Raw genomic sequence first — 18,233 nt, 5'->3', positions numbered from 1 at the left:
AGTTGGTCGGGCCGTCACTGCTGGAAGCGGATAGGAAATAGCGCTACTTTACCGCAGCCACCGCTACTCTGCATCTTGGTGACAAGGTTTATGCGCTTTCTAACGCTTCTTTCACCAGTGCGGCGGAGGCGTCAGACATTGGCAGCGTGAGGGCGATTTTGTGGGCCTCGGGCGACATCTTGCCCCAGGTTTTTTGCACAATGCGTACCATGTGGTCATGGTCAATTTTGCGTGAGAAATCGGCAAAGTGGTTTTCTAAAAATACCAAGCAAGCGCAATCTTCCAGCGCCTGGACATCTGGGTCGCGGCCGAGGCCTTTCTTGCGAATAATCGCCGTTGCGCGTTCGGCGTCTGCGTCGCTATAGCCTGCGTCACGCATTAACTTAGCCGTGGTATCGCCTGCGCGCTCACCCTGGTCGCGCCGCCAGGTTAAATACCCTATGCGCCCTTCAGAGTACTCCTCACGCGGAACTAGCCAGCGCTGTAGGTGCTGTGCGCGTACTGCAAGGCGCAATACGTCATGGGGGGCGTTGTGTACTCTCTCTAGCCAGCGGCTCATGCGCTGGGCATAGGCAAGCTCTTGGGGCAATGAAGTGCCATCGCCCAGTGTCGTAGAGCGAGGATCTTCACCATGCAGGGCATCGATGGCGGCGAGTGTTTGGTCAAAAGCAGTCGGCATAAGAGGTCGCATAATTAAGAAGTATGGACAACATGCTAGCAGTTTAGCGGCAGGCTATAAAAAAGCGCCTGCTGTATAAAAGGCAGCCTATGCATCGGCGGACTGTATCTATCTTTTTGCCCAGGGTGAGGCGCGACTTACCTGTTTCCTGAAGCGAATGAGCAAAAAAGACAGGCGTATAGGGTGTCATTAGCATGCTGCAGGATGATTAATTATCTAACTACCTCAGCTTTGCTCCACGGTCTTACGTCAGAGCAACATGTTTACATCATGTAAGCCATCACTTCCCATCAAGGCAGCCATGGCTCCCCGCCGCGCTTTTGCCTACAATAGGCCTCTTTGTCACGGGCGGTGTGCGCCGTGTTTCACTGATTTCTGGCCAAGGGATAACTCATGCTCGATCCGAAACTGCTGCGCGGTGATCTTGATGCAACTGCGCAACAACTGGCCCGGCGGGGCTTCGTACTCGATAAAGCGGCATTGCAGGCGCTGGAGTCCCGACGCCGTGAGTTGCAAACCCAGACCGAGCAGCTGCAAAACGAGCGCAATATGCGTTCCAAAACGATTGGTAAGGCAAAGGCTAACGGTGAAGATATTCAGCCGCTGCTGGATGAAGTGAGTGACTTGGGCGAGCGCTTGGACGCTGCCAAGCGCGAGCTGGCTGAGGTGCAGGAAGAGTGGGATGACGTTATTAGCGGTATTCCTAACGTGCCCCATGAAAGTGTTCCAGAAGGCAAAAGCGAAGACGATAACGTTGAACTGCACCGCTGGGGTACACCCCGTGAGTTCGATTTTGAAGTGCTGGATCACGTCGATTTGGGCAAAAAGTCCGGTTATCTAGACTTCGAGCTGGCGGCCAAGTTAACCGGCGCGCGTTTTGCGGTAATGCGGGGGCCGATTGCGCGCCTGCATCGTGCGCTGGCGCAGTTCATGCTGGATACCCAAACCCTGCAGCACGGCTACGAAGAGTGCTATGTGCCCTATATGGTGAATCGCGATTCGCTGATGGGCACCGGCCAACTGCCAAAATTTGGCGAAGATCTGTTTAAGCTCAATGATGAGCGGGAATACCACTTGATTCCCACCTCTGAAGTGCCGCTAACAAACTTTGTGCGTGATGAAATCGTTGAGCAGGCAGCACTGCCGATGAAGCTTACCGCTCACACGCCTTGTTTTCGTTCTGAAGCAGGCTCCCATGGCCGTGATACCCGCGGTATGATCCGACAGCACCAGTTCGATAAAGTCGAAATGGTACAGATCGTGGAGCCAGAGAAGAGCTATGAGGCTCTGGAAGAGATGCGTGGCCATGCTGAAGCCATTCTGCAGGCGCTGGCGTTGCCGTACCGTGTAGTGACGCTGTGTACGGGCGATATGGGCTTCGGCGCGGCGAAAACCTATGATCTGGAAGTGTGGCTGCCTAGCCAGGAGACCTACCGGGAAATTTCGTCTGTATCTAACTGCGAAGACTTTCAAGCACGGCGTATGCAGGCCCGCTTCCGTCATCCGGATGCCAAGAAACCTCAGCTACTGCATACTTTGAACGGTTCAGGTTTAGCGGTAGGGCGTTGCCTGCTGGCGGTGCTTGAAAACCACCAGCAGGCGGATGGCTCGGTGACTATTCCTGCGCCGCTTCAGCCCTATCTGGGTGGTCTTGAGTGTCTTGCGCTTTAAGCAACCACTGGACGTTAACCTCGGCATCAATACGAATGGTGCCGGGGCGGTAGTCGCTGGCTGAACCGCTGCCCATTGCGTCGCTTTCGGCACGCATGGCCATCATGCGGGGTTGGAAAATAGGCGACTGGGTTTCTTCAATACGCTGCACGTGACCCAGTTCAGTCTCTAGGGTGCTCGCCATCAATTCTGCTTTGTGGCGGGCCTTTTCCAGCGCCTTGGACAGCGCTTCATCAGTGGCAGCATCGCGGTCTTGCAGGTCAAATTGAACGCCATCCAGAGCGTTCACGCCTGCGCTAATCAGCGCGTCAAACACCTCGCCCAACTGGTCTAACTCGGTCAGCTCAACGCTAAACGGGCGCTCTAAACGCGTGCGCGTAAGCGTGTCGTGTTCACCATTTTCATTGCGTGGGCCAGCAACGCGATCTGGATAAACATTAAGCGAGCCTGCGTTGATGGCGCGCTGTTCAATGCCAATCGCCTCCATGGCCTCAATTAACTGACTGGCGCGGTTTTCAAGCCGTTCGCGGGCCTCGCTTAGCGCGTCACTGTCGGTCTCTTCAAGCGAAGAGACGGCAGGGGTGTTCTCCCACAGACGCGCATTAAGCGTTGCTTTGTCGGGTGCTACCTCAACCCACGATTGGGCCTGAACAAACAGGCTAGGCGGTGTTGATGATGCTGCTTGAACCGCCGGGGCTGCGAGCAGTGCGAGTAATGCGCTGCCGAGAACGCCATAGCGTAACCGTTGTAGGTGATTCGATAGACTATTCATAGCTAACTTCCTTGCAAGCGAGGCATTTGCCTAGCGGTATGAAAAATAATTGCGAATGTGACGCTGGTTGGAAGTGAGTGACGGGATAAAGTTCACTGACTAAGAGTTGCCAAAAAACAGTTGCTTATTGTTTGCATGGTTTGGGTGTGGGGCAGTTTGTGCAATGTGCCGCTAGCAGCCATTATGTAGGGATAACACGCTAAGGATAGAGTTATGTCGAAGTTGTCGGATGAGGATTATCGCAGTATCCCTTTAAACGCTACCTTAGCTATTGCGGCGTTGGTGGTCATTATTGCAGGTATGAAGGTGGGTGCAGACCTGCTGGTGCCTCTCTTGCTCGCGGTATTCATTGCCGTAGTGTGTACGTCGCCTGTGCAGTGGCTAAACCGCTGGGGGGTTAATGTACGCGCTGCGGCGTGCATTATTCTGTTGGTGCTGTTGGGGTTTATTTCACTTATCGGCCTGCTGGTGGTCAATAGCTTCGGCACCTTTGTGGAGGCGTTGCCGGAGATTGAGGAGCGTCTTAATGAGCACTATTGGGATCTGCTTAATACGTTGGCTGCCCACGGCATGGCGATTAACCCTGATCAACTTGGTCAGCTATTCAACATGGAAGAGGGGGATTCTTGGGTACCTAAAGTCCTGGGCGAGCTTGGCAGTCTATTTATGCAAGCCAGTATTGTTGCGCTGCTGGTCATTTTTATGCTCTTTGAGACGCTAAACTTTCGAGATAAAGTGTCTCGGGCACTGGAAAATCCGGCGCCTAGCTTGAAACGTTTTAGCGAGTTTAGCTTAACGCTGAAGCGTTATCTGGCGGTTAAAACGATGATTAGTCTGGCCACAGCAGTGCTAGTGTGGCTCTCCTGTTTATTAGTAGGTGTAGACTTTCCGCTGCTATGGGGCGTGCTGGCCTTTGCGCTTAACTTTATTCCTAACATCGGCTCGGCATTAGCGGCTATCCCTCCGGTGCTTCTATTGCTGGTCGCACAGGATGGCGGCGTATTTCAGGCGCTATTGCTAGCCTCAGCTTATTTAGCGATCAACTTTATTCTAGGTAACCTGATTGAGCCACGGGTAATGGGCCAAGCGCTAGGGCTTTCGACGTTTGTGGCGTTTCTTTCACTGGTGGTGTGGGGGTGGATCTTTGGCGCTGCCGGTATGCTGTTATCGGTGGTGTTAACCATGACGCTTAAAATTGCACTCGACAGCCACCCACAAACACGCTGGATTGCGCATCTTTTAGGGCCGGGAAAGCGTCGAATAAAGGATATACGGCTGGAAGATGCGCGCAAGCCACCTTCCAAGCGTGAAGTCTAACTACCGTCAACAAGGTCGACGGTAGCTAAACGTGATCTACGCATAAAACGTCGTTTCTGCTGATGAAACGCCGCGTTTAGCGAGATTAGGCGTTTTGGTCGATGAATTGAGTCAGCTGTGACTTGGACTGTGCGCCCACGAGGGAAGCCACTTTGGTGCCTGACTTAAACAGCATTACCGTTGGTACGCCGCGCACGCCTTGCTCGGCAGCAATTTCTGGCGCGTCGTCTACGTTCACGCTTACCACTTTAATATTGTCGCCACGCTCAGCAGCCACCTCATCAACGACAGGCGCCATTACTTTACAGGGGCCGCACCAGGGGGCCCAGAATTTCAGCAGGACAGGCTGTTCGGCGTTAAGAACTTCTTGCTCGAAATTGGCGTTGGTGACATCAATATTAGTAGCCATTTGATTCTCCCGTTTGCGTTGCTCTTGCTGTTACGTTGCCTCAAGTGGAGCAACGGTCTTTACGCGGTTTGTTAGCGCACTCTCACCGCGCCAAGTGGGCAGATGTTAGCGGGCGCGGAGGATACTGGCAAATTTACTACGATGGCTCGGTGTGGGGTAGGGAAAATTAAAAGATGCTCATGGACGCTATTTTTTATACTATAAGTGAATTATAGAATGTTTTTTTATTCATATTAGTGCTCTTGAGGCGAGTGGGTACAAGCGCTTCGAGAAAAGCACAAACCCATAGCGGCGCGAGGATGCGCTTTAGCGTGCTTCCTGCATAGATAATCAGGTGAGGATATGAAGCTACAGCAACTTCGCTATATCTGGGAAGTCAACCGACACAATCTGAACGTTTCGGCCACTGCCCAGAGTCTGTTTACCTCTCAGCCGGGTATTTCCAAACAAATACGTTTGTTAGAGGATGAGTTGGGCGTTGAGATTTTTGCCCGCAGCGGTAAACACTTAACCCGCGTCACGCCTGCTGGGCAGTCGATTATTGAGCTTGCTGGGCAAGTGCTTAAGCTAAGTGAAAATATTAAGCAGGTAGCACAAGAGCATAGCGACGAGCGCCGTGGCAGTTTAGCCATTGCTACAACGCATACCCAAGCGCGTTACGCACTGCCGCCCATTATTAGCGAATTTACCCAAAAGTACCCGGAAGTTGCGCTACACATGCAGCAGGGTACGCCTAAACAAATTGCCCAGATGGTGAGCGAAGGCTTAGCGGATTTTGCCATAGCGACAGAGTCGCTGGAGCTTTTTACCGATTTGGTGCTGCTACCTTGCTACCGTTGGAATCGCTGTGTGCTGGTGCCAAAAGAGCACCCTCTTGCCTTGCTCAAAGGGCCGCTTACTTTGGAAGCCTTGGCCGAGCATCCGCTGGTCACTTATGTCTTTGGTTTTACCGGCCGTTCGCAGCTGGATGACGCCTTTAAAGCGAAGGGCTTAACGCCTAACGTGGTGCTTACCGCAGCAGATGCGGATGTTATAAAAACCTATGTGCGCCTGGGTATGGGAGTGGGTATTGTCGCCCATATGGCGGTTGACTCGGCGTTGGATAGTGACCTAGTAGCCCTGGATGCCAGCCATCTATTTGCTAGTTCAACCACTAAAATTGGCATACGTCGTGGCACCTTTATGCGCGGCTATATGTATGACTTTTTGGCGCGGTTTGCACCGCACTTAACCCGCGAGCGAGTCGATGAGGCGCTACTGGCTGGCCCCCGCTATGAGCAGGCGCTGTTTGAAGGTGTCGAGCTTCCAGAGCATTAGGCCTAGTGAAGCAAGTGCGCCCAGGCTAAAAGCCTGGGCGCACGCATTTTTTTCGCTCTCTACTCTTGCAGACGTACTTTAACGTTAATGCTGTAGATGCAGCCCACATTCCCGTTTCTCTTCCACCTTAGTGGGGTCGAAATAGTCGAAATTGTTTGGTAGATCATGGGCTTGTAAGTATTCATACATATCTTTCGCAGTCCACTGAAGCAGTGGAGCGACTTTTAATAGGCCATCGCTGTTGCGACTAGCGACCTGCATTTTAGCGCGCTCAGGGGTGTCTTCGGCCCGTAGCGCGGTGAACCACACATCAGGCTGCATTTCTCTCAGTGCGCGCTCAAACGGCTCAATCTTCACTTCTTGGGTGAAGCCTGCATGGCGCGGGTCGTCAATGCCGGGCATTGGCCCTTCTAACGCTTCCCGGTGCGCGCGGGTACGTGTCGGTAAAAAGCTCACCATATTCAGGCTAAGGCGCTGGATTAATGCATCGGCAAATTGATAGGTGGCATCGGTGTTGTAGCCGCTGTCCATCCACACAATTGGGGTGTCGGGGCGCACCTGGGTCACCATGTGCAAAATGACCGCTTCGAACGGACGAAAATTGGTGGTGCAAATGGGGCGACTGCCTTGGCTAAAAGCCCACTCAATTAGGCCCTGAGGGTTATTGGCAAAATCGCGGTTAATGTCGTCAAGTACCGAGGACATGCAGCCTCCCTTTAATAAATGGTCTGTAAAAACGTGCCATTAAACCTCTGCTGTTAGCGCTAGACTAACAAAGGGTGGGCCTTTCTCCCCAATACCGTTTGGTTAGGCTTTTATATTTCTTTTTGATTTAAGTGGCTGGTTTTTTATTCCAAAGCGCCTATCAGGTGACGAATTTTATCCAGCGTTTCTGCGTACTCCTCCTTGGCTTTCGAGTCGGCCACGAGGCCGCCGCCGGCCCATACGTGTAGCGTACCGGCGTCTGCCACCATTGTGCGTATCGCAATAGAGGTATCCATGCTGCCCCGGGTGTCTAAATAACCTAAGCTGCCGCAATAGACACTGCGCTGGCAGGGTTCAAGCTCGTCGATAATCTGCATGGCACGTATTTTAGGAGCGCCGGTAATCGAGCCGCCTGGAGACGCCGCCGTAAGTAGTGATAAAGGCGAGTGATTTTCGGCAAGCTGGCCCTGCACCACGCTGACCAGGTGGTGCACGTTAGGGTAGCTCTCTAGCTGGCAGAGTTGCGGTACGCGGATAGTGCCAGGGGTGCACACGCGGCCTAAGTCATTGCGCAATAAATCCACAATCATGACGTTTTCGGCGCGGTCTTTGCTGCTGCTGAGGAGCTCTTCAGCCAGCGCACGGTCTTCCTCTTGCGTACTGCCTCTGGGGCGCGTGCCTTTAATCGGGCGAGTTTCTACCAGGCCGTCTCTACACTGAATAAAGCGCTCTGGCGAGAGAGACAGCACCGCTTGGTTTTTCCACGCCATAAATCCCGAGAAGGGTGTAGGCGTCGCCTTCCTCAGCCGCTGGTAAGCCTGCCACTCATCCCCTTGGTAGCTGGCTGAAAAGCGCTGGGCCAAGTTGATTTGATAGCAATCCCCTGCGCGTATATAGCGCTGAACGGCATGAAAGCGTTCGGTGTAATCAGCTTGGCTGAGCTCTGCTCGAAAAGGGCTGGTTAAATAAAAGTGTTCGTCATCCTCTACAAGGGGGTGTGTGAGCCATTCGGTGACCTGCTGTTGCCGTAATGGGGGGGCTACCAACCATGTTTGTTGGCGCTCATGATCAATGGTTATGCACCAGTCGTATAGGCCAAGACGTGCCAACGGTAGCGCAGTGGCACTGGCATGCTGGCTAGGGGTGGCTAGATTATTACGGCCTAAATCGTAGCTCCAGTAGCCTATCAGTCCGCCTAGGAAGGGCAGCTCGCTCTCTTCATGGGTGCCGGGCAGCTGCGCTAGCATCCACTCTTGCAGGGCGGTGGTGCAGCCTGCCGTATTGCTATTCATGTCGTTAAACGTAGCGGGCAGCTGGAGCTGGGTAGAGTTGAACATCGAATGGCCGCTTGGCGTAATTTCAAGCGTTGCCAGCGGGTCGCTGCTCAGTATGTCATAACGCCCGGTGGCTACCGGACGGCCGCTATCGAGCAGCACTGCGCCGGGGCGCTTTCGCAAACGAGCAAACAGCGCCAGTGGGTCAGGTGAATAAGGCAGGGCTTTGATGGTTAACGCCGTTGTCATGATGCAAATGCCAGGCCGGTACAAGGGCGACATATTTTAGGGGTCGTTAATCATGCACACCAGTTAAATGCGTCGACGCCTTTCTCACGCTTTCATTTAAAGGCATTAGGATTACTGTATGATTGTTGACAGCTTAAGTTTATTTTACTTGTTGTTTGCAACGAAAGACGAATAACGTCGGGCATTTTGCCTGGTTGACGGCACAAAAATGACGAGCTAAAGTTCCCCTATTCACTAATTGTCGACAATTACACATGACCCTATTCGTTTCTCCTTCACATCAGCTTGCTGATAAACCCGCTGAACAGGTGTCGCCGGAAGTGCGCACCTTGGCTGAGAGGGTTTTCCATCAGCTACAAGACGCTATTGTGCGTGGTGAGCTGGCGCCGGGAAGCAAAATCACCGAGCCGGGGCTGTCTAAAACGTACGGCATTTCACGTGGGCCGTTGCGTGAAGCCATGCGCCGCTTAGAAGCGCACCGCCTAATCGAACGCGTGCCCCATGTAGGTGCGCGGGTTGTTAAGCTTTCCATGAAAGAGCTTTTAGAGCTGTTTGACGTGCGTGAAGCGTTAGAAAGCATGGCGGCACGCTTGGCCGCTGAGCATATGTCTGCCGAAGAGATAAAGGGGCTGCGCGAAGTATTAGCCCTCCATGAAGGCCAGGCCGATCTCAAGCGAGGCGAGGCTTACTACCAGCGTGAAGGCGACCTTGATTTCCATTACTGCATCGTTCAGGGCAGCCACAATAAGATGCTGATGAACCTGCTCTGTGATGATCTCTACTATTTGGTTCGTCTTTACCGTACTCAATTTAGTGCAAGCGGCACGCGTCCTCAGCGCGCCTTTGTGGAGCACCACCGTATTGTGGATGCCATTGAAGCAGGGGATGCCGAGCTTGCCGAGCTGCTCATGCGTCGCCATGTCAGCGCTTCACGCGCAAATGTTGCTGACCGCTACGCCGCCATTCTTGACCAGCAGTCTTGATCACTGTCTTGATAAAAACCAACGACGCGCAGGCTAGCTAAGCCTCTGGGGTCGAATGCTAAAGGAAACAACGCCCATGTCTCACACTCTCTCTGGTTCTACTCTGTCACCCGGTGCTCGCTTTCGTGCTGCGCTTGAAGCAAACCGTCCATTACCGATTTTAGGCACGATTAACGCGTATACCGCGATGATGGCCGAGCGGGTGGGGCATCAAGCGATTTATCTGTCGGGCGGTGGTGTGGCTAACGCTTCTTTTGGCTTACCTGATTTGGGTATGACCAGCATGAACGACGTGGTGGAAGATGCACATCGTATTTGCGGTGCTACGGACCTTCCGCTGCTGGTGGATATCGACACCGGTTGGGGCGGCGCTTTTAATATTTCGCGTACCGTTAAAGAGATGCAGCGCGCAGGCGTGGCTGCCGTTCACCTGGAAGATCAAGTAGCTCAAAAGCGCTGCGGCCACCGCCCCAATAAAGCTATTGTGTCCCAACAGGAAATGGTTGACCGCATCAAGGCCGCCGCTGATGCCAAGTTAGACCCCGATTTTTATCTGATTGCCCGTACCGATGCGTTTCAGAAAGAGGGCTTAGACGCTGCTATCGAGCGTGCTAATGCCTGCGTGGAAGCAGGGGCAGACGCCATCTTCGCCGAAGCCGTGCACACCCTGGATGATTATCGTGCGTTCTGTTCGCGCGTGAATGCGCCAATCCTGGCCAACATCACTGAATTTGGCGCGACGCCGCTATTCTCTCAGCAGGAGTTAGGCGACGTTGGCTGCCGCATGGTGCTCTATCCGCTTTCCGCCTTCCGCGCGATGAATGCTGCCGCTCTGCAGGTTTACCAGAGCATTCTGGATAACGGTCACCAAAAAGAGGTGGTCGACATTATGCAGACCCGCGATGAGCTGTACGACTTTTTGAATTACCACGATTTCGAACAGAAGCTCGACGCGTTATTCGCCGAGCAAAAAGATGCGTAATAGTCGTTAACGCACCTATTCAAATTTAAAACATATAAAAGAGTTAACAGGAGACACGACATGGCTGATAAACCTCAAAACAGTGCAGGGCTGCGTGGTCAAAGTGCCGGTAGTACCGCGCTGTGTACGGTGGGTAAAACAGGTTCTGGATTAACCTACCGTGGTTTTGACATCAAAGAGCTGGCGGAGAAGGCGAAATTTGAAGAAGTGGCTTACCTGCTCTTGAAAGGCAAGCTGCCTAATCAGGCGGAGTTGGATGACTATATTACTAAGCTGAAAAGCCTGCGTGGCTTGCCAGAAGCGCTAAAAACCGTGCTAGAGCAAATTCCTAAAGATGCCCACCCAATGGATGTAATGCGCACCGGCGCTTCCATGCTGGGTAATCTGGAAACAGAAGAGAGCTTTGACCAGCAGCAGGATGTCTCTGATCGTTTGCTGGCGGTGCTGCCTTCTATTATTTGTTACTGGTATCGCTTTAGTCACGATGGCGTGCGCATTGAGACTGAAACCGACGATGCCTCGGTAGGCGGTCACTTCCTGCATATGCTGCGCGGTGAACCTGCTTCTGAGCTGCATGCGCGGGTTATGAATGTCTCGCTGATCCTTTATGCAGAGCACGAATTTAACGCATCAACCTTTACCGCACGGGTCTGCGCATCCACGCTTTCGGACATGCACTCCTGCGTGACTGGCGCGATTGGTTCGCTGCGCGGCCCGCTACACGGCGGTGCCAATGAAGCGGCCATGGCGATGATCGAGAACTGGGCGTCGCCGGAAGAAGCTGAGCGTGAAATGCTCGGAATGCTTGAGCGCAAAGAGAAAATCATGGGCTTTGGCCATGCGATTTATCGCGAGTCTGACCCACGTAATGAAATCATCAAAGAGTGGTCGAAGAAGCTCGCGGACGACGTAGGTGACAGCGTGTTGTACCCCGTTTCTGTGCGCTGTGAAGAAGTCATGTGGCGTGAGAAGAAGCTTTTCTGTAACGCGGACTTCTTCCACGCCAGTGCTTACCACTTCATGGATATTCCAACCAAACTGTTTACGCCGATTTTCGTGATGTCTCGTCTAACAGGTTGGGCGGCGCACGTGTTCGAGCAGCGTGCTAACAACCGCATTATTCGCCCCAGCGCCGACTACACTGGCCCTGAGAAGAGCGAGTGGGTACCTATCGACGCGCGTGACTAACGTTAGCGGGCCGTGACTAAGTGAGAGACGCTATGAACACGAATTATCGCAAGCCTCTGCCGAGCGTGACGGCAGAAGGTGCTCCGGTAGATTTCTTCGATGCGCGCCAAGCCGTTGAAGACATCAAGCCTGGTGCCTACGCAGCGCTGCCCTATACTTCCAGGGTGTTGGCCGAGCAGCTGGTGCGCCGCTGTGACCCAGCGCTGCTCACCGATGCGCTGAAGCAGCTTATAGAGCGTAAACAGGATCTGGATTTCCCTTGGTATCCGGCGCGGGTAGTGTGTCACGACATTCTTGGCCAAACTGCATTGGTTGATCTTGCTGGCCTGCGCGATGCTATCGCTGAAAAAGGCGGCGACCCCGCTAAAGTTAACCCAGTAGTGCCCACGCAGCTGATCGTTGACCACTCACTGGCTGTTGAGCACGCTGGTTTTGAAAAAGATGCCTTCGACAAAAATCGCCAAGTAGAAGATCGCCGTAACGACGACCGCTTCCATTTCATTAACTGGACCAAAGTGGCTTTTGAGAACGTCGATGTGATTCCTCCGGGCAACGGCATTATGCACCAGATCAATCTGGAGAAAATGTCGCCGGTAGTGCAGTGCCGCCCCGATGAAAAGGGCATGCGTATTGCTTACCCAGATACCTGCGTAGGCACCGATAGCCACACGCCTATGGTCGATGCGTTAGGTGTGATTTCCGTTGGCGTTGGTGGCCTTGAAGCGGAAAGCGTCATGCTGGGGCGTGCCTCAATGATGCGCCTACCGGATATCGTCGGTGTGGAGCTCTCTGGCAAACTGCAGCCGGGTATTACCAGCACCGATATGGTGCTTGCGATTACCGAATTCCTGCGCAAAGAGCGCGTTGTGGGGGCGTACCTGGAGTTTTATGGCGAGGGCGCCGATGCGCTGACCGTAGGTGACCGCGCGACCATCTCCAACATGACGCCAGAGTACGGTGCTACGGCGGCGATGTTTTACATCGACAATCAAACCATTGAGTACCTCAAGCTTACAGGGCGTGAAGATGAGCAGGTAGCGCTTGTCGAGGCCTATGCCAGGCACACCGGGCTGTGGGCAGATAGCCTCAAAACGGCCGAGTACGGTCGGATACTGCGCTTTGACCTTTCAAGCGTTACCCGTACCTTGGCAGGGCCTTCAAACCCTCACGCGCACTTGCCCACCTCGGAACTTGCCCAGCGCGGTATTGCGATCGACCTGGATAAAGCACGGGCCGACGAGCAGGCGGGTAAAATGCCCGATGGCGCGGTCATTATTGCTGCTATTACCAGCTGCACGAATACCTCTAACCCACGGAACATGGTGGCAGCAGGCTTAATCGCCCGCAATGCCAACCGCTTAGGGTTAACCCGCAAGCCGTGGGTGAAGTCGTCGCTAGCGCCGGGTTCGAAAACCGTCAAGATGTATCTTGAAGAAGCCAAACTGATGGATGAGCTGGAAAACCTTGGCTTTGGTGTGGTGGGTTACGCTTGTACGACCTGTAACGGTATGTCTGGCGCTTTAGATCCGACGATTCAGGAAGAGATTATCGACCGGGATCTTTATGCTACGGCGGTACTTTCCGGTAACCGTAACTTTGACGGGCGCATTCACCCCTATGCCAAACAGGCATTTTTGGCTTCACCGCCACTTGTGGTGGCCTATGCGATTGCGGGGACTATCCGTTTTGATATCGAGAAAGACGTGCTGGGTACCGACCAAGATGGCAATCCTGTCACGCTGAAAGATATCTGGCCCGACGATAGTGAAATCGATGCCATCGTTAAAGCCTCGGTGAAACCGGAGCAGTTCCGTCAAACCTATATTCCGATGTTTGATCTCGATAAGAGCGCCCGTAACCAGGTAAGCCCGTTATACGACTGGCGGCCTCAGAGCACCTATATTCGTCGCCCACCCTACTGGGAAGGCAATATGGCTGCCGAGCGTGACTTGAAAGGCATGCGCCCACTGGCGATTTTGCCTGACAACATCACCACGGATCATTTGTCGCCTTCTAACGCAATTATGATGGACAGTGCGGCAGGCGAGTATCTGCACAAAATGGGCCTGCCAGAGGAGGACTTTAACTCCTACGCGACCCATCGCGGCGACCATTTAACCGCCCAGAGGGCGACCTTGGCGAACCCCAAGCTGTTTAATGAAATGGTGCATGACGAGCAGGGCAATGTTGTGCAGGGGTCGTTGGCGCGTGTTGAGCCGGAAGGCACTGTAACGCGTATGTGGGAAGCAATTGAAACCTACATGGCGCGTAAGCAGCCGCTAATCATCATTGCCGGCGCTGATTATGGTCAAGGCTCCTCCCGTGACTGGGCGGCGAAAGGCGTTGCGCTGGCGGGTGTTGAAGCCATTGTGGCTGAAGGGTTTGAGCGTATTCACCGTACCAACCTAATTGGTATGGGGGTGATGCCGCTGCAGTTTGAAGAGGGCACCACACGGAAAACCCTAGCGCTGGACGGTACGGAAGTCTTCGACGTAGAAGGCCAGCCGCAGCCACGTGCCAAGCTAACATTGGTGATTCATCGTCAGAGTGGTACGACTGAGCGTGTGCCGGTGATCTGCCGCATTGATACTGCCGAAGAGGTCACGATCTACTCTGCCGGTGGGGTATTGCAGCGTTTCGCCCAGGATTTTCTTGAATCCACCACGGCGTAGCCAAGCAGGCGTTAACCTTTAGCGCCAAGGCGAGCACCCAAAGAGCCCGACGCTAAGCGCCGGGCTCTTTTTTCGGCATATTGTTATTGAGTATGGTTATTGAGCGCAGTCATTAAGAATAATCATTGAAAAAGGTTAGGGAGTGTTATTTATGTCTCATGCTGCACAAATCAGTATTCCTGCCACCTATATGCGTGGTGGTACCAGCAAAGGGGTTTTTTTCACGCTGAGCGATTTGCCTGAAGCAGCCCAGGTTCCCGGTGAAGCCCGAGATAAGCTGTTAATGCGTGTGATCGGCAGTCCAGACCCCTACGAAAAACAGGTTGATGGCATGGGCGGGGCGACGTCCAGCACGAGTAAGACCGTGATTCTTTCCAAAAGTGAGTCGTCGGATCACGATGTCGATTATCTGTTTGGTCAAGTATCGATTGATAAACCCTTTGTAGATTGGAGCGGCAACTGCGGTAACTTATCCGCAGCCGTTGGGCCATACGCGATAGCTAACGGTTTGGTAGACCCGGCCAGGGTGCCAGAAAATGGGATGGCTGAAGTGCGTATTTGGCAGGTCAACATCGGTAAAACGATTGTGTCTCAAGTGCCGATTGTTAATGGCCAAGTACAGGAAACCGGTGATTTTGAGTTAGATGGCGTCACCTTTCCCGCCGCTGAGATCCCCGTGGCTTTTATGGATCCCGCTGATGGTGAAGGAGCGATTTTCCCAACGGGTAATTTAGTCGACGACTTAGAAGTACCTGGGGTAGGCGTTCTAAAGGCAACGCTGATTAATGCGGGTATTCCGACAGTGTTTATCAACGCCCAGGATATTGGCTATACCGGCTGTGAACTGCAAGAAGCAATTAATAGCGATGCCAACGCGCTGGCTATGTTCGAGACTATTCGCGCTCACGGTGCCGTACGTATGGGGTTAATTAAGAGCGTTGAGGAAGCATCAAACCGGCAGCACACACCGAAAGTGGCGTTTGTGGCTCCCGCCGCCAGTTACACGTCTTCCAGCGGCAAAGCCGTTGATGCGAAAAATATTGATTTAGTGGTGCGGGCGCTTTCAATGGGTAAATTACATCACGCGATGATGGGCACTGCAGCGGTGGCGATTGGTGCGGCGGCGGCTATTCAGGGGACGTTGGTGAATCTGGCGGCAGGCGGCACTGAGCGGGAGGCTGTCACATTCGGGCATCCATCGGGTTCCCTGCGAGTTGGAGCAAAGGCAAGCTTTGTTGAAGGGCGATGGCAGATTGATCAAGCCGTTATGAGCCGAAGCGCGCGGGTATTAATGGAAGGTAAGGTGCGTATCCCGGGTGATACGTTTTAAAAGCCCCTGACTCATCACGGTGTTGATCAGACGCTTTTACGCTATCTATGTTATTACTTTCAACCGCTCGACGATGGCCGTCAAGCGGTTGAAAGTGTTGCTTTATTCGTCAACCGTTACTACGTGTTAAAAGTGACTACTCGTCAAAGGCTACTTGGTCGCGCATACGATCAACAGTGGCGGGGCCAATGCCGTTAACGCGGGTTAGGTCATCCGCGTTTTCAAATGCGCCGTTGGTTTCCCGCTCTTCAATAATGGCAGCCGCACGGCTTGGGCCTACGCCCGGAAGCTCAGCCAGTAGCTCTTCATCTGCGGTATTTACATTGATGGGTGCCACTGCTTGGGCTAGGGCGGCACCTGATAGGCCTAAACTGAGGCTAAGCAGCAGTGCCGTTAGCAATCCTTTTAACGTTGTTTGCATGGATTAGCATCCTTTGAGTTGTTGGTTGGGCCGCCTATGCGCTTTTCACTAAGGCATGCTGCTTGCCTGGAAATAGCATTGCGGCCATGTGTTTTAAGCGGTGAAGTTTTATTAAGACGCCGCCTTGGTAAACTTAAGCGCTTCATCATGAAAATGCTGTAAGCCATGTACGACTGTTTTTGTAAGCATTTTGCTACGGGTTATGAGCAAATCGCTTACACAGCAAGGCTGGTTGGGCTGTTACAATGCGCCAAAATGAACATGGAGTACGCCCGTGGCTACTGATTCTCCCTTGATTATCGCCCTTGATTACCCCTCCCTAGATGCTGCTTTATGCATGGCCGATCAGTTAGATCCTTCGCGCTGCCGTGTAAAAGTGGGTAAAGAGTTATTTACGCGCAGCGGCCCAGCTGTGCTGGAAGCGCTGCATGGACGTGGGTTTGAAGTGTTTCTTGACCTGAAATTTCACGATATTCCCAATACGGTCGCAGGCGCGGTGCAAGCGGCGGCTGAGCAGGGTGTTTGGATGGTTAATGTGCATGCCTCAGGGGGCCGCCGCATGATGGAGGCTGCTGCTAAACGCTTAATAGACCACAACCTATCAACGCATCTAATTGCAGTGACTGTATTGACCAGTATGCAGGCTGAGGATTTACATGAGGCAGGGGTGGCGGCCACGCCGCAGGATCAGGTTATGCGATTAGCAGCGCTCACCCAGCAAAGCGGCTTAAACGGAGTGGTTTGTTCTGCACAGGAGGCTGCTCAGATTAAAGCGCAGTGTGGTGCTGAGTTTTTGAAAGTAACCCCTGGTATTCGACCGAGCTTTGCTGCTGCGAACGATCAACAGCGGATTATGACGCCTTCTGAGGCGATGCGGGTAGGTAGCACCCATTTGGTAGTGGGGCGGCCAGTTACCCAAGCCGAGGACCCTATGGCGGCGCTGGCGGCCATTGAAGCGGAGTTGGCGGCTTCTTGATGCTTGTTTGAGTCTTGCGCTATTCGCCTTCGATGCCAGTAATAGGCTTGATAGTGCCCCATCGGCGGCAGCTGGGGCACTGCCATATTAGGCTGTCGCTGGTAAATCCACAGCGTCGGCAGCGGTGACGAGGCCTGCCTTCCATAAGTGCCTCGGTATGATGCTTTAAAAGCAGTAACCGCGTATCGGGTGGGGTTTTACCGCTAAGGCGTTGGCTTTCCAAATAGAGATCGACCAAGTAATCAAGCCCGCCTAGGCTAGGGGCTTCACGAAGCCATTCTCCGGTGCGCTCTATCGCGCTATCAACACCTTCGCGGTGATGAATTAGCTCGCCCAGCGTGATAATCACACTGGTATAAGGTGCCTGGCCAAGCAGTTGGTAGAGCTGGGTCTCAAAGCCATGTAAGTCGTTATTGCGCTCATAGGCGCGCTGGAGAGCCGGCAGCATCGTGGGGATATGAGCAATATCTTGGCGAGGTATGCGTTCAAGGCCGTCAATGGCGCGACGGTAGTGCCCGTTTTCCATTTCTAACTCAGCTAAAAGAAGGGTGGCGCGAACGCAGCGCTCGTCTAGTTGCAGCGCTTTTTTTAAGTGTTTTCGAGCCAGCGCACGGCTGGACTGTTGAATTTCTTCTAAAGCCAGTTCGCATAACCAATGAGCTGCCGGTCGGCGCATGCCGGGCTGTTGCTTTAGGAGAGGCTGAGCAATATCCAGTGCAGACTGCCACCCTTTCTCACGTTCTAGTATATCGATCAGTAAGCGTTTGGCTTCTTGATGGTAAGGAGAATTAACAGCGTTTTCTAAAAGGTCGCTTAGCAAACGCTGCGCGCGGTCATGGACGCCTAGCGCCATAAAATCACGGGCTAGTTCGAACTGAATATGCTGGTTGGTAGACGCAGAGAGTGCTGGGCGAGCAAGTAAATTTTGGTGAATACTGACGGCTTTGTCGGCTTCGCCGCGTGCCCGAAACAGCTTGCCTAAGGCAATGTGAGTGCCCACGGTATCACTGTTAACTTCCAGTGCATGGATAAAGGTATTGATTGCTTCGTCAGGCTGCTCATTCAGAAGATAGTTCAGCCCGACGAAGTACTCGCGCGATATGTCGGGAGCGCGCGAGTCTGGCGTGCGCTGCTTGCGGAGGGAGGCGTGTCGGTATCCCAGGCCAAAACCAATGGCGATGGCTGCCAATAGTACACCCAGCAGCGCGAGATCAAACATTTACGCCACTTCCTTTAGCTCCTGGGTACGTAAACGGTCCAGCTCTTTGCGCTGCTGGGTGTACTATTG

Annotated in this window: 15 protein-coding genes and 1 pseudogene; 9 read left to right on the top strand and 7 right to left on the bottom strand. The window is 53.3% G+C overall.

Going from position 1 to position 18,233, the window contains the following annotated elements; all coding sequences use genetic code 11:
* Positions 1-88: 88 nt before the first annotated feature.
* Positions 89-679 (bottom strand): DUF4202 domain-containing protein, encoded by a 591-nt coding sequence (locus MOY_RS08445; RefSeq protein WP_009098661.1) that lies wholly within the window; start codon positions 677-679, stop codon positions 89-91.
* A gap of 393 nt (positions 680-1,072) precedes the next feature.
* Between MOY_RS08445 and serS the strand changes: the two genes are divergently transcribed.
* Positions 1,073-2,350, top strand: coding sequence for a serine--tRNA ligase (gene serS / locus MOY_RS08440; RefSeq protein ID WP_009098660.1), 1,278 nt, complete (start codon positions 1,073-1,075; stop codon positions 2,348-2,350).
* Here the strand turns inward: serS and MOY_RS08435 are convergent.
* Positions 2,295-3,122: an SIMPL domain-containing protein gene (locus MOY_RS08435; protein WP_009098659.1), complete on the bottom strand. Its 828-nt coding sequence runs from the start codon at positions 3,120-3,122 to the stop codon at positions 2,295-2,297. The genes serS and MOY_RS08435 overlap by 56 nt on opposite strands.
* Positions 3,123-3,335: 213 nt before the next feature.
* Between MOY_RS08435 and MOY_RS08430 the strand changes: the two genes are divergently transcribed.
* Complete coding sequence (locus MOY_RS08430) at positions 3,336-4,439, top strand: AI-2E family transporter (protein WP_009098658.1); 1,104 nt, start codon at positions 3,336-3,338, stop codon at positions 4,437-4,439.
* Between the two features lie 85 nt (positions 4,440-4,524).
* On the opposite strand, the pseudogene trxA reads toward MOY_RS08430, so the two are convergent.
* Positions 4,525-4,863, bottom strand: a pseudogene (gene trxA / locus MOY_RS08425) (thioredoxin); the annotation flags it as partial.
* Between the two features lie 327 nt (positions 4,864-5,190).
* Here trxA and cysB point away from each other — a divergent pair.
* Entirely contained in the window at positions 5,191-6,165 is a 975-nt protein-coding gene (gene cysB / locus MOY_RS08420; protein ID WP_009098655.1) for an HTH-type transcriptional regulator CysB, read from the top strand.
* An 84-nt stretch (positions 6,166-6,249) separates the two neighbouring features.
* On the opposite strand, the gene MOY_RS08415 is transcribed toward cysB, so the two are convergent.
* Positions 6,250-6,870, bottom strand: coding sequence for a phosphoadenosine phosphosulfate reductase domain-containing protein (locus MOY_RS08415; protein ID WP_009098653.1), 621 nt, complete (start codon positions 6,868-6,870; stop codon positions 6,250-6,252).
* Positions 6,871-7,013: 143 nt separating this feature from the next.
* Positions 7,014-8,393: an aminodeoxychorismate synthase component I gene (pabB, locus tag MOY_RS08410; protein WP_009098651.1), complete on the bottom strand. Its 1,380-nt coding sequence runs from the start codon at positions 8,391-8,393 to the stop codon at positions 7,014-7,016.
* Between the two features lie 254 nt (positions 8,394-8,647).
* Here pabB and MOY_RS08405 point away from each other — a divergent pair, with 254 nt between their 5' ends.
* The 5 genes from MOY_RS08405 (at position 8,648) to prpF (ending at position 15,548) form a co-directional block, all read left to right on the top strand.
* Positions 8,648-9,376: a GntR family transcriptional regulator gene (locus MOY_RS08405; RefSeq protein WP_009098649.1), complete on the top strand. Its 729-nt coding sequence runs from the start codon at positions 8,648-8,650 to the stop codon at positions 9,374-9,376.
* A gap of 76 nt (positions 9,377-9,452) precedes the next feature.
* Positions 9,453-10,358, top strand: coding sequence for a methylisocitrate lyase (gene prpB, locus MOY_RS08400; protein ID WP_009098646.1), 906 nt, complete (start codon positions 9,453-9,455; stop codon positions 10,356-10,358).
* Between the two features lie 60 nt (positions 10,359-10,418).
* Positions 10,419-11,546: a bifunctional 2-methylcitrate synthase/citrate synthase gene (gene prpC, locus MOY_RS08395; protein WP_009098645.1), complete on the top strand. Its 1,128-nt coding sequence runs from the start codon at positions 10,419-10,421 to the stop codon at positions 11,544-11,546.
* Positions 11,547-11,578: 32 nt separating this feature from the next.
* A complete protein-coding gene (acnD, locus tag MOY_RS08390; protein WP_009098643.1) occupies positions 11,579-14,218 on the top strand; it encodes a Fe/S-dependent 2-methylisocitrate dehydratase AcnD in 2,640 nt (879 codons plus the stop codon).
* Between the two features lie 151 nt (positions 14,219-14,369).
* Positions 14,370-15,548 carry a 2-methylaconitate cis-trans isomerase PrpF gene (prpF, locus tag MOY_RS08385; RefSeq protein WP_009098639.1) on the top strand — a complete coding sequence of 393 codons (1,179 nt, stop codon included), beginning with the start codon at positions 14,370-14,372 and terminating at the stop codon, positions 15,546-15,548.
* Between the two features lie 136 nt (positions 15,549-15,684).
* On the opposite strand, the gene MOY_RS08380 is transcribed toward prpF, so the two are convergent.
* The gene (locus tag MOY_RS08380; RefSeq protein ID WP_009098637.1) at positions 15,685-15,969 is read right to left on the bottom strand and encodes a ComEA family DNA-binding protein; all 285 of its coding nucleotides are present in this window, start codon (positions 15,967-15,969) and stop codon (positions 15,685-15,687) included.
* A gap of 274 nt (positions 15,970-16,243) precedes the next feature.
* On the opposite strand from MOY_RS08380, the gene pyrF reads away from it, so the two are divergent.
* Positions 16,244-16,945 carry an orotidine-5'-phosphate decarboxylase gene (gene pyrF / locus MOY_RS08375; protein ID WP_009098634.1) on the top strand — a complete coding sequence of 234 codons (702 nt, stop codon included), beginning with the start codon at positions 16,244-16,246 and terminating at the stop codon, positions 16,943-16,945.
* A 19-nt stretch (positions 16,946-16,964) separates the two neighbouring features.
* Here the strand turns inward: pyrF and lapB are convergent, their stop codons facing one another.
* Positions 16,965-18,164 carry a lipopolysaccharide assembly protein LapB gene (gene lapB, locus MOY_RS08370; protein WP_009098632.1) on the bottom strand — a complete coding sequence of 400 codons (1,200 nt, stop codon included), beginning with the start codon at positions 18,162-18,164 and terminating at the stop codon, positions 16,965-16,967.
* Between the last annotated feature and the right edge of the window lie 69 nt (positions 18,165-18,233).

Origin of the sequence: Halomonas sp. GFAJ-1, from assembly GCF_000236625.2 — a bacterium.
Lineage (GTDB): Bacteria > Pseudomonadota > Gammaproteobacteria > Pseudomonadales > Halomonadaceae > Vreelandella.
This window is presented reverse-complemented; position numbering and strand designations above follow the sequence as displayed.